Below are 12,403 nucleotides of genomic sequence, written 5' to 3' on the forward strand. Positions count from 1 at the left end.
TTGGTAAAATTCGTAGTACAATGAACCTTATTATCTTGAAATATTTTGAAGAATAAAGAAGTTTTCCAACCAATTTACTTGTCTTCATAAATTTTACAACAGTAAAAAGACCCATTTAACGAACATGGGTCGTTGGTTACCAATTATGAAATTTGCTCAATAATGACGTCACCTATGCCGATATCAATATCTATATCAATTTTTACATCTGCGGTTTCATAGGCTTGGTTTTGATAACTGCTTCCTACCTTCATGAAATAGTCAGCATCGATTTTTCCGACCCCTTTATCGACATCCAGACTTACACCGATTCGCTTCGGGACCATTACTCTCGTTTTTCCGACACCGCTATCGATTTTGACCTTGAAGCTTTCTTTCCAGTCACCAGAAAGGTCAATTTTTGTTTCTCCTACACCTGCTTCAATGACCAGGTCTTTCAACTTCAAATTCGTTAAGTTCAAATCCGATTTTCCAGCTCCTAACGCCAGATTCAAGGACAGAGGTAGTGTGTCGTTCAGTGCGACTTCCCAATCTTGTTTTACAGAAAAGAAATCCCATCCCTTTGTACTTTTCTGACTGACGGTCAAATCTCCCTTCTGATTCTCATGGATTTCGTAGTTCACATGAGGATCCATTTCTTCGCCTTTGTAGGAGAACGTCCCTTCCATAATTTGATTGGTTCCTCCCGTCACCTGAAGCTTTCCAGCTCCTAGTTGCAGGGATACTTCCAATTCCTTTTCTTCTTTTCGCTCGATCACTTTCTTCGTTTTCTCTTTCGTAAACATTACCTTCGCTCCTTTTTGTTCTTCTTATTTGTAGTGTAAGCCAGTTCGACAAGACAGATAACGTTCAGGAGGTTGGTTCTCTATCCGTCTCAGGGCTGATTTTTTCGTTCGGTTTGAGGACGAATTCGAGATGGTATACTAGTAACGAAAGGATGAATGGTATGGAGTTTCAATTTTTAGGAACTGGTGCAGGGATCCCATCGAAAGGTCGCAACGTTTCATCCATTGCGCTGCGATTCATGACGAATCGTCAAGGTGAAGTTTGGCTGTTTGATTGCGGGGAAGCGACCCAGCATCAGATTTTACATACGAATCTGAAATTATGGCAAATCACGAAAATCTTCATCACGCATATGCATGGAGACCATATTTATGGTTTGCCTGGCGTTCTCGGGAGCCGATCATTTCAGGGAGCTGATGATCCTCTCACGGTTTATGGTCCGAAAGGAATCAAGGACTTTATCACCGTCACGCTTGAAACGAGCCGGACCTATCTGAAGTACCCGTTAGAAATCGTCGAATTCGAGGATGATTTTGTAGAGCTTGATAACGGCTATGAAATCAAAATTGCCCAGCTTGAGCATGTCATTCCTTCGTATGGCTTCAGAATTACAGAGCCGGAACAGCCTGGCCGCCTTCAAGTGGAGAAATTGAAAGAAGCTGGTATTCCACCTGGTCCTTTGTATAGTGATTTGAAAACAGGGAAATCCGTAACGCTCGAGGACGGACGGGAAATCGATGGTGCAGATTTCACTAGTCCACGCCAACCTGGGAGAGTTGTAACGATATGCGGTGATACTCGGCCATCTGTCAAAACCGTTGAGCTTGCAAAGGACGCTGACTTGTTCATTCATGAGGCGACCTTTGCTGAAGGGATGGATGAAAGAGCGATCGAATACTTCCACTCGACAACGAATCAAGCCGCTGAATTAGCGAAACAAGCTGGTGCTAAGCGTTTGATCCTCACCCATATCAGCTCCCGTTACTATGATCAAGCTGACGAACTGCTTGAAAGCGCGGTGAATGTTTTTCCGGATACAGAATTGGCCCATGATTTCTCCGTCTATCAACTGAATAAGCGTAAAAACGAAGAATGACTCCACTAGAGGGAGTCATTTTTCTTGTACCCGATTATCGAATCCATTCCTCGACGTTCCATGTTTCCGTTATCCAATCTTCGTAAAAATCAGGCTCGTGGGAGACGAGCAGAATCGTTCCCTTATAAAGCTCGAGGGCTTCTTTCAGCGCTTGTTTGGCACGAATGTCTAGATGGTTTGTCGGTTCATCCAGTACGAGGAAATTGCTCTCTTTCATCATCAGAACACAAAGCCTCACTTTCGTCTGTTCTCCTCCACTCAACGTATCCATCGGTTGATAGATGTGCTCATTCCTCAAACCGCATCTGGCAAGCTGCTTCCGGACGTCTTTCTCCTTCATTTCAGGATATTGCGACCATACGTATTGTAAGGCGGAATCCTGAATGGGAATCTGTAGTTCCTGTTCCAGATAGACCGGGCGCACGTAGCTACCGATCTCAACCCGTCCGCCTAATGGTTCAATCAGCCCGAGCAATGACTTGATCGTCGTCGTTTTTCCGATTCCGTTATAGCCTGTTAATGCGATTTTGGCGTTCTTTTTGATCGACATATCGAGCCCTTCAAGCAGTGGTTCTTCATAACCGATTTTCAAGCCTTCGGCTACAAGCACTTCCTGATTCGGTTCTCGACAGACGCGAAAAGCAAACCTCGGAGTCGGTAAGTTGGTCGGTTTTTCAATCCGGTCGATTTTCTCGAGTTTCTTCTCCCGGCTCTTCGCTTGTTTCGCAGTGGATGCTCTCGCTTTATTCCGGGCGATGTAGTCTTCCAGCTTCTCGATCTCCTTCTGTTGCCTGAGATAGGTTTGGTACGCTTGCTTCTTCCGTAGTTCATACGCTTCTGTAAACGCTACATAATTCCCGACATATCGGGTGAGCTGTTTATGCTCGAGATGGTGGATGACCTTCGCCACTTCATTCATGAAATTCGTATCATGTGAAATCAGGATAAAAGCGTTCGGGTAGTTCACCAGGTATTTTTGCAGCCAGGTGATATGGATGTCATCCAGATAGTTGGTCGGTTCATCCATGAGCAGTACATCCGGCTTACTCAATAAAAGCTTCGCGAGCATCAACTTCGTCCTCTGTCCACCGCTTAAGTGACTCGTTTTCGTCTCCATTCCGAGCGCAGTGATCCCGAGGCCAGCTGCCACTTCTTCAATGGTGGCATCCAATGTGTAAAATTGGTTGGCTTCCAAAGTTTCCTGAATGAAGCCAAGTCGTTCCAAGTCCTTCTCTAGGTTTGTCGTATCTGGGCTTGAGAGACGTTCTGTGATGCGGAGCATCTCTTTTTCCATTGCATAAAGTCGCTCAAACGCGCCTCTCAAGTAATCCATGATCGTTTCATCTTGATTGAAATCTGGATGCTGAACGAGATAGCCGACTTCAACACCAGGATGCCATTCAATGCTTCCTCCGTCCGGAATCAACTCCTTGGTCAACAAATTCAGCAAAGTCGATTTACCGCTCCCGTTCGCTCCGACCAAACCGATGTGCTCGCCTTTCAACAGACGGAACTCGATTTGATTGAATAGATGACGGTCACCAAAACCGTGGGTCAGTTCTTTAACATGTAAAACACTCATGATTATTTCCTCGTTTCTCTTATGTGTTGGTTTTTTGGACACCATCACACAAAACGAATGGACCAACATCCTTATGAAAATGTCAGCATATAAAAAAGCAGCGTGTTTTCACACCCTGCTCTTGATTCTGCACATGATTGTACAGAAAATAGACCTTTTCCGGTCATGCCGATAAAGGGGGTGCGAGGATGTCGATCTGTCGTCTTTGTGATGGCTTGGTTTTATCAAAAATGGGCATACTTCTCCCGTCATCAAGCCACTACAATACAAAGAACAACAGATCGATTCATCATCTCGCTTCCTCCACCCTTTCATTGGTTATGCCTTCCATTTTAGCTGAAGTCATTTTTCTTGTAAAGCCCACTTCTGTTTCTGGACCATTGGCCGGGCTGATCGGATATAAACGAAGTATGACACGATCAAGAATAGGGAAGATGTAAGAAACATGTTCCCGTAACCGATTTGAACGACGACCCATCCCAATAGGAAGGATCCGATTCCGACACCGATATCGAAGAAAGTGAAAAACGTCGCAGTCGCCGCACCTCTCCTATGAGAAGGTGATAGTTGGATCGAGAGTGCTTGGTAGCTCGGTTGGAGAACGCCATAACCAATACCGATAATAAGCGCTGCGGCATAGACCATCCAACTGTTCATCGCCAATCCGAGGACAATCATACCGATCAAGTAAAAGAGTGTTCCGAATGCGATGAGCCGGTTCGGTCCTTTCTGATCAAACCATTTCCCTGCGAAAGGCCGGCAGATGACGATCGCAATTGCATATAAGGTAAAATAAGTCCCTGCGATCGAGGCATCACCGATCTCTTTTGCGTAAAGAGAGACGAAACTGATGACTCCCCCGAAGACGATGGCGATCATCATCATGGCTGCAGCAACCGGCACTGCTCTTTTCTCTATCAATTCGTTCGCCCAAAAACGAAAGTCCTCTTTCGTTTTCAAAGAAAACTTGCGGATGTTTTCATTCTTCTTACCAGGTTGTTTGTAGTTCGGCAACAGGCTTGCCATGATCAGTCCAATGACCGACAATGCAAAACAGAACCAGAACATGCCTTGATAGCTCGTTTTGGCGGCCACGTATACCCCGACAACAGGTCCGACACTCATCGCAACCATGATGAACGTACCATAATAGCCGAGACCTTCCCCTCTCCGCTCTTCAGGAATCCATTCGGCAGCCATCGTGCCACCAGCTGTCGTTGACATACCGAAACCGAATCCATATATGAAGCGGATAAGGAACACGAAGAGCACCGTCTGTGCGACTAAATAGCCGAAGGTTGCCACCACAAAGACGATGATGGCGATCAAGAACAGTGCTTTCTGGTTTTTCAAGTCCATCAGATAGCCTGTCAATGGCCGAGCAAATACAGCGGCAATCGTGAAGATTCCCATGATCAAGCCGACCTGATCCTCACTTGCCTGCAAGTTTTCCACCAAATATACCGGCAATGTCGGCAACAATAGGAAAAAGCTCATGAAGAATAAGAAATTGCTCGCACAGAGCAGTATGAATCGTTTCGTCCAAAGGGGTTTTCTTGTTGAGTCCATTTTTGACCGCTTCCTTTCTCACCCCATCTATTATAAGTTTGCTTCCGAAGATTTCCAAAGGAATCGTCTTATTCTACAGCACAAAAAAAAAGCACCCTACGGATGCTTTTTCTTTTTATTTATATTCAACGGCAATGGATGATAATGAATTCTGACATTCTGAGGTATAATCAAACTTTCCTGTGCGTCTTTCAAGTAGTGAAACATCTTTTTCCCCGCACCAGCGTTTGCAGAATGGACCGTAATGGTCTCTTCAGCAAAAAGTTTATGTCTCACCATATATTCAACGACCATAAAGCCATTCCTCAGCTTATTTTCCAAGTCGTGATCCAAGGATAGGTGCTGGATAGTGTTTTCACGCAGTAGCTTAATACATTCTTCCATATCAGACGCAAGTACATAATCATCGGGAGCTGAGCGGACATCGTCTAAAAAAACATTGATAGTTGACAATATATGTCTCCTTCCCGCTGGCTTGTATCAAGTATAACACGGATCGTATATAAACCCCACAACTATTATCGAATTATTCAGAAGATGTGTAGATCAGATCTTCAATCGTCACTTGGCCCCATGGTGCGACCCGGATTGCAACCCGATCGGGTCGTTCTTCTTCAATCTGTCGCCCTGTGCCTTCTTCCACATAATATCGTTCGATTCCATAATCCAGTCGGATCACCCCTACATGGTCCATCATCCCTCTGACGATGGCTTTAAGGACGACCTCCCCTTCGTCAGTGTCTGGTCGATTGTTGTGGATACTGCTCGCTTCATAGACTTCGCCTGATTCTTTTAGCACGACATACACGCTTTCATTATAATCAGGCTCTCCTTCATCAGCCCAGAGTGAAACTGGCAATCGGGATATCTTGTAATTCAAGATCACATAATCACCATGGAAAAGATCTTTCGGATCAATCGGTTCGGTTTCTAAAGTGACCCTTTCTCCGGTTTGAAGCGTCATAAAATGAGATCCTGCTATACCACCTAGGATGACCAACTGAAGGACAATCAACAGGTAAATCAATTTTTTACGATTCATGATTGACCTCCTTTCGCTTCATGCACCCATTTTCTACGTCTTCTTTCCAAATACCAGCTTAATAAGAACAAGAGAATCCCCCCTGCGAGGAAAAACATGGATTTAGGTAGGAAATCCCATGCCAGCTGGATGTATGCGACCAACGTACTGATCAAGAATAGGAAGGTCCCCCGGTTGATTTGGGTGGAATCCTCCAGCTTATACCCTTCGACCAGGATGTATAACGAATAGCCGAATACGAGTAATAAATAAAACACACCAGCTGTTTCCCCAATTAAGAAAAGGGGTGCGAATAAGATTAGATCAATCCAATGTGATTCTGATGGCCTTCTATACTTCGACCAACTGATGAGGCCGATAGTGATCAATAACAGTATGAAATACGGTAGAGACGCAGGTATTATATTTTCGTTGTAACGAATCATGTCTTCCAGCAAGAATACATGCACCAACGTGAGAATCACGACACCGAGCAGGCTGATGTTTTTATACGCAAACTGCGCTTTTTCAGCCGGTACCCATTCACTCATTGCATAAATGAAGAGAAATACAATCGTCATCCAAATATACGTCAGATCGTAACCGACAAGGAACGTAATGCCTGTGATCGTCAAAGCCCCTGCATACAAGTGATAGAATAAAGACTCGTTTTCTTTAAGGGTGATGATGCCGACACCTATGACAACAAGGAGAGCAAGAATGAAACTGAACGACTGGAATGACACTGCACTATAGATGAGACCCGCTGTACCGATCACGAGTGTAAGCAGATAAAAATACCGGTTCGGCAGGATGAAATACGTAAGCAGTGCAATCAGCGTCCATAAGACGAAGGCATTTGCACTATAACTGACGATGTGGAAAATTTGTGCCGTTAAGAAAATCCCCGCTCCGAATGTCAAAGTACCAATCCCGATCCAGGCAATCCCTAACGTACGTTTATCCTTTCCTAATAGATAAAGCCCCGTCAAGTTGAATCCGATTATGGCTGCACAAATTAGAGAGAACCGGAACAGATCGCTCATTTGCCCCCAATTCGAAGCAATAAAGGTCAAGACACCGAGTCCAATCAGCAGGCTTGCTAATATCGGTAACAAATTGCTGCTCTTCTTTTCGTACAGCGAAATGATTCCGTTCAATTGATCTTCCTCGATCAAACCTTTCTCGATCCATTTCGCACCTTCTTTTTTTAACCATTTCCGCTCGTTCATGTTGTACCCTCCCCTTCCCTTTAACATATGATAGCTGTTAGCGTGCTCATGTTCGTTTAGTGTAATTTTACACTATAAATGTTTATTTTCCAATATAAAAAAGTGGTGTTTCCACCACTTTCGTAAAAATTCCTTATATGAATAAAGTCGAATTCAAAAACTGTCTTGATACAGATTGAAAATAAGACGTCTGAACGGAGAGAGTTGCAATGACCAATGCATTTTTTACAATCGATTGTTCCCTTAATTCCAGATCGACGAGCCGCTCCATTTTTTCTTCAGCCTTCTGATAGATCATCATTTCAGCTTTATTTCCATCTTTCACACGGAAATCTACATCCACAACATGATCATCATTCAAGTCCAATTCCTCAAAAATCGTCGCATATGTATGGTAAAAATGAATCGGGTCAATCAAGTCGTCATGCCGATCTTCTATGTTATTGAAAATCAAAGTCAACAGATTCCGGATTGAAACGAAGTCGAGTGTACTTTTCAAATCCTCAACGATGAAGAGGATCGCGGCCTGTTCCAGGGAGTATTTCTTGCCTTGTTGAGGAGAACCAATCAAGCTTCTTACATCCCGTTTCACCCAGTTCTGAACTGCAGTAGTAGAAAAGCTGCTGTATTCAATCTGATTTCCGAGCGAAACGATTTCATTGATGGAGAAACCGATCTCCTTCTTGGAGCTTTTGATGATCTTTTCAAAAATACCTGGTAAAGAAGATTCCCCCATGCCTTTCATCGCGGCATCCTCTGACATACCATTTGTTTCTAACCACGCTTGCTTCAATACTTTGGTAGGGGTGCTGACCTCATTGTTTTGTAATGATACAAGCAGTTCAGCCATCTGTTTTCGGGTAAGGGTCAAGGAAGGCATCGTTTTTCACCTCTATTTATCCGTTCATTTGAACTTATCATACGCAACAAAAATGTGGACGTCAATTTATTGAAGATATTTAAATGATACAATTAACAGTATCATAAGGCTTCGTTTGTTGATTTCAATAGAAAATCACGACACTCCTGCGGGAATAGCGAGCCAGGCAAGACCCCACAGCGCTAACTTTAGTAGTAAACACATCCCCGCAAGCGAGGAGGCTTGCGGTTCGCCCGCGGAAAGGGAGTGAATTTCGAAGAAATCAACAATATAGCTATGACCTCATGTATCCTTTATAAAATCGTAATCTTCTATCTTGATTAATTTGAAGTGGTAATTTATACTCAACTTATATACAATATTAAGTTCAAATGAACTTGAAATGAGGTATGAAAATGTTTAAACGGATTTCATTATTCATCTTAACGAACATTCTAGTCCTTACGACCATCATGATTGTTCTATCGGTGTTAGGCGTAAACAACTACATCGGTGCTGATGGTAACATCATGTTCGGACAGTTGTTGGTGTTCAGTGCTGTCGTCGGTTTTACTGGCTCCTTCATGTCCCTTGCAATTTCCCGATGGATGGCTAAGAAACTCATGGGCGTTAAAGTCATCAACCCTGATAACCCTGGCTCAGCTTATGAGCGTGATCTCGTGGAACGCGTCCACCGCCTTTCACGTGCTGCAGGACTAACAGTCATGCCAGAAGTCGGATTGTATAACTCGCCTGAAGTTAACGCTTTTGCAACAGGTCCTTCAAAACGCCGATCACTCGTTGCTGTTTCAACTGGTCTACTTCAAAACATGGATGATGACGCAGTTGAAGGCGTACTTGCACATGAAGTTGCGCACGTTGCAAATGGTGATATGGTAACGATGACCTTATTGCAAGGTGTCATCAATACATTCGTAGTATTCCTATCCAGAATTGCAGCTTGGGCAGTCGCTCAGTTGGTGGATGAAGATAAAGCCATGATTGTTCATTTCATTGCCATCTTCGTTTTCCAAATCGCATTTTCCATTCTCGGAAGTATCGTCGTCATGGCGTACTCCCGATATCGTGAATTCCATGCGGACCGAGGCGGTGCAGATCTGGCCGGTAAGGACAAGATGCTACACGCACTTGAATCCCTTCGTGCCCATGTCAACCGCGTCGATACTCGTCAAGAATCTCTAGCGACTATGAAAATCAGTGGCGGTAAGAAAAAGAGACTTCTTTTCTCAACACACCCTGACCTTGATGAGCGAATCCGTCGTTTACAAGCGAAGTAATAATGGTATATAGAAACAGAGCAGACATCTCGTCTGTTCTGTTTTTTTCATTGCCAAGTCTTCTCTACATGTAACCAATTGCCAAACAGCCCGACCTGATATACTATGTACATATAGGTTTAAACTATTAAACGAATGGTGATCGATATGACAGATACAAACGAAAAAGAGCAATTCCTGGAGTCCTTCCGGAATGCCACCCCATTATTTCAGGCATTAGCAGATCCTGTACGTCAGGAACTGATTTTGTTGTTAGCGGAACATGAACGGTTGAACGTCAATGAGATTTCGGATTACTCTCCGATGTCCCGCCCGACGATCTCCCATCACCTAAAGATCCTAAAACAAGTCCATCTTGTCAGTTCCGAGAAAAAAGGTACTCAGAATTACTATAAACTAGAGGTGGAACGTCCTCTGGAACAACTGAAGGAACTGATCAAAGTTATTGAGGCGGAATGCATTTTTGAGTAAATTATAAAAAATGGTTGAAACATAAGCCCGCCCGGTTACGTCAATACTACGAACAATTAAAATCAAGGATTGTAAGGTCCTTTGATCAAAGGGAGGGTTACACCATGTTACGACTTCTTTCAATTGTGGGGTTGATGATCCTTTTAGCAGCTTGCGGAACGACGGAAACGAACGAGGAACCGGCTTCTGAACCGACTAACGGACAAGCTAGTGAAAAACCAGAAAAACCGGAAAAACCACCTGAAGGGAATGAGATTGTGGCAGGTGAACTTGAGCTGAACGTCGTTTCTTTCACGAACGACAAAGCAGTCATCGAATTAAAGAACCAAACTGAACGAGCGCAAAATCTAGAGTTTACAAGTGGACAACAGTATGACATGTGGATCATGGATGAGAACGGTAAACAGGTGTTCCATTGGGGAGAAGGCAAAATGTTCACTCAGGCACTTAAAACCGAGACGATTGAGCCTGGCGAAAGCAAAAGCTTCAGCGTAGCCTTACCGAAGTTGGACCCAGGAACATATCAGATCCGCTTCAAAGTCACTTCCAAGCCACCATTTGAAACGACATTCAAACAAACGATTGAATAATGTAAAAGCTGGTCCGATAGTTGAACGGACCAGCTTTTTGCTTGCGATCATTTATTTCGTTTCTTGTGCCTCGAGCGGTTTCCATAATTCCTGGATGCCTTGCGCACGTTTGATTCCATTGATGACACCGAGATGGAGACCTTCATGCCAAATCATGAAGTTGAGCACTTCTCCGTACGTTTCAAACGCAGTCCGTTCATTCAAGCGCAAAGGCTCTGGCAGCGTATCTTGCAATTTTTCCCCATATATAGATGCAATGCGCTCCGTTTGTTCTTCTAGTTGTGTCGCCAGCTCTTTTAACGTTGGTGGCTCTTTCGTCCAGGTGGATGGACTCGTACTATGGCCGAAGAATTCTTTGTAGCCATCCGGTATGTTCGCTTTACTTCCATCTACATGAGCCATGATGTTTTCTACCGCGATGAAGATGTGTCCAAGATTCCAAACGATCGAGTTGTTGAAACCTTCTGGTACGATTAGAGCTTGTTCCTCTGTTGTCGCCTTCAAGCTTGCCAATGTGTTGCTTCTTGAAAAGTTGAACATTTGCAAAATTGCTTTATTATCCATACGTCCTCATCTCCCCTGTTTTCCATTACTTTTAACAGTATCGTCAGAATATTCAGGTGTCAATAGAATCTGTCATCGATCATGAACACCGAATTTGACGAGGACACTGCCAGCCATCAAAATTACACCGGCAAAACCAAATACATATGCCGTGACAAAATTTCCTGAAATCCATCCACCGATCAAGGGACCGATCAAATTCCCTAGAAAACGGCAACTCGCTGTCACACCAAAGGCTCGCCCCTCGATATCTGCCGGTGTCTTCTTATAGATCAAGGTCTGGATTGCCGGCCAGACACCCCCAAGCAGCAATCCTTGGATGAAGCGCCATATATACAATTCATATATGTTATCAGTCCACAATTGAGGTAAAAACAAGACTCCGCTCGCGAACATCACGACCGGAAGCATTTTCAAATGACCGATCCGGTCTCCGAGCTTACCTAGATAAGGAGAGCCGATGATTGTCGCGATTCCAAGGATGGACGCCGCAAACCCAGCCAATAAGGCAAGGTTCTCTTTGTTGTCCACGAACGTTTTTACGAAGATCGTCATCATCGAGTTCGTACTGAGCATAGCCGCTTGCAAGATGAATGTCGCAATGAACAGCACCAGCAATTGCTTGTTCTTCAGGACATCCATGAAAGTCCCTGGCTTTCCTTTTTTAGATTGCATCGGCTGATCTTGAGGGATCGAGTAGATGACGAGCAGCAAGGTCAACAAAATGCTGATGCCCGTCACAGCAAAAACTGGTCGGAAACCGAACAAGTCTGACAAAGCACCTCCAAATAACGGTCCGACGATGCCTCCGGATATCCCGCCGGTTTGCAGAAATCCTAGCGCACTCCCGGTATGGTCTTTCGGAGTAATTCTAGAAAGATAAGAAAAGGATACGGTAATGAATCCTGAGAAAAAGCCCATGAAAAAACGGAGCCCCAGAAGCATCCATGGACCTGTCGCGAATGCCATCGAGAATGTAAGGATCCCCATTCCGATCCCCGCACGGATCAGATTTGCTTTCTGACCGAATTTATCTGCGAAGATGCCCCAAATCGGTGACATGATCGCGCCAGATAAAAACGCAGCAGAAAAGATGGCACCTGTCCAAACACTCAGTTCCTTTTCACCCGTTACCCCGAGTTCTTCCAAGTATAGTGGCAGGAATGGCAGGATCATCGTCATCGCCGCAACGATTATGAAATTACATAGCCATAAAAATCGTGCACTTTTCTTCCAATTTTCCATTGTTGTTCATCCTAACTCACTCGTACAAAGTCCGTCTTCAATACTATTCCTCATTGTAACACTAGACATGAGTGACTTAGGACTATCTTG

Annotated in this window: 13 protein-coding genes; 4 read left to right on the forward strand and 9 right to left on the reverse strand. The window is 44.2% G+C overall.

Translation table 11 applies throughout. The annotated features are described in order from the left end of the window. Nucleotides 1–143: 143 nt before the first annotated feature. Nucleotides 144–785: a toast rack family protein gene (locus ACXQIQ_RS08880; protein WP_439299122.1), complete on the reverse strand. Its 642-nt coding sequence runs from the start codon at nt 783–785 to the stop codon at nt 144–146. 161 nt (nt 786–946) lie between these two features. Here ACXQIQ_RS08880 and rnz point away from each other — a divergent pair, with 161 nt between their 5' ends. After that, nucleotides 947–1,882 (forward strand): ribonuclease Z, encoded by a 936-nt coding sequence (gene rnz / locus ACXQIQ_RS08885; RefSeq protein ID WP_439299121.1) that lies wholly within the window; start codon nt 947–949, stop codon nt 1,880–1,882. 34 nt (nt 1,883–1,916) lie between these two features. Here rnz and ACXQIQ_RS08890 read toward each other — a convergent pair whose 3' ends face one another. From ACXQIQ_RS08890 to ACXQIQ_RS08915, 6 genes are all read right to left on the reverse strand, one after another. Beyond that, on the reverse strand, nt 1,917–3,464 hold the full coding sequence (locus ACXQIQ_RS08890) for an ABC-F family ATP-binding cassette domain-containing protein (RefSeq protein ID WP_439299120.1): 1,548 nt from the start codon (nt 3,462–3,464) through the stop codon (nt 1,917–1,919). Nucleotides 3,465–3,806: 342 nt separating this feature from the next. Then, a complete protein-coding gene (locus ACXQIQ_RS08895; RefSeq protein WP_439299119.1) occupies nt 3,807–5,033 on the reverse strand; it encodes an MFS transporter in 1,227 nt (408 codons plus the stop codon). Between the two features lie 96 nt (nt 5,034–5,129). Continuing rightward, entirely contained in the window at nt 5,130–5,486 is a 357-nt protein-coding gene (locus ACXQIQ_RS08900; protein WP_439299118.1) for a cyclic-phosphate processing receiver domain-containing protein, read from the reverse strand. A gap of 73 nt (nt 5,487–5,559) precedes the next feature. Beyond that, nucleotides 5,560–6,075: a GDYXXLXY domain-containing protein gene (locus ACXQIQ_RS08905; RefSeq protein WP_439299117.1), complete on the reverse strand. Its 516-nt coding sequence runs from the start codon at nt 6,073–6,075 to the stop codon at nt 5,560–5,562. Then, complete coding sequence (locus tag ACXQIQ_RS08910) at nt 6,072–7,286, reverse strand: DUF2157 domain-containing protein (RefSeq protein ID WP_439299116.1); 1,215 nt, start codon at nt 7,284–7,286, stop codon at nt 6,072–6,074. The genes ACXQIQ_RS08905 and ACXQIQ_RS08910 overlap by 4 nt, the downstream gene beginning before the upstream one ends. 133 nt (nt 7,287–7,419) lie before the next feature. Continuing rightward, complete coding sequence (locus ACXQIQ_RS08915; RefSeq protein ID WP_439299115.1) at nt 7,420–8,166, reverse strand: DUF1836 domain-containing protein; 747 nt, start codon at nt 8,164–8,166, stop codon at nt 7,420–7,422. Nucleotides 8,167–8,561: 395 nt separating this feature from the next. On the opposite strand from ACXQIQ_RS08915, the gene htpX reads away from it, so the two are divergent. The 3 genes from htpX to ACXQIQ_RS08930 all read left to right on the forward strand — a co-directional run bounded on the left by htpX (nt 8,562) and on the right by ACXQIQ_RS08930 (nt 10,504). Beyond that, nucleotides 8,562–9,443, forward strand: a complete 882-nt coding sequence (gene htpX / locus ACXQIQ_RS08920; protein ID WP_439299114.1) for a protease HtpX — start codon at nt 8,562–8,564, stop codon at nt 9,441–9,443. Nucleotides 9,444–9,590: 147 nt separating this feature from the next. Beyond that, nucleotides 9,591–9,914 (forward strand): ArsR/SmtB family transcription factor, encoded by a 324-nt coding sequence (locus ACXQIQ_RS08925; RefSeq protein ID WP_439299113.1) that lies wholly within the window; start codon nt 9,591–9,593, stop codon nt 9,912–9,914. A 104-nt stretch (nt 9,915–10,018) separates the two neighbouring features. Next, nucleotides 10,019–10,504: a BsuPI-related putative proteinase inhibitor gene (locus ACXQIQ_RS08930; RefSeq protein ID WP_439299112.1), complete on the forward strand. Its 486-nt coding sequence runs from the start codon at nt 10,019–10,021 to the stop codon at nt 10,502–10,504. 51 nt (nt 10,505–10,555) lie between these two features. Here the strand turns inward: ACXQIQ_RS08930 and ACXQIQ_RS08935 are convergent, their stop codons facing one another. Both ACXQIQ_RS08935 and ACXQIQ_RS08940 read right to left on the reverse strand, forming a co-directional pair. Beyond that, entirely contained in the window at nt 10,556–11,068 is a 513-nt protein-coding gene (locus ACXQIQ_RS08935; protein WP_439299111.1) for a DinB family protein, read from the reverse strand. 72 nt (nt 11,069–11,140) lie between these two features. Beyond that, nucleotides 11,141–12,313, reverse strand: coding sequence for an MFS transporter (locus ACXQIQ_RS08940; RefSeq protein ID WP_439299110.1), 1,173 nt, complete (start codon nt 12,311–12,313; stop codon nt 11,141–11,143). Nucleotides 12,314–12,403 lie beyond the last annotated feature (90 nt).

It is taken from the genome of Pseudalkalibacillus sp. Hm43 (assembly GCF_054170705.1).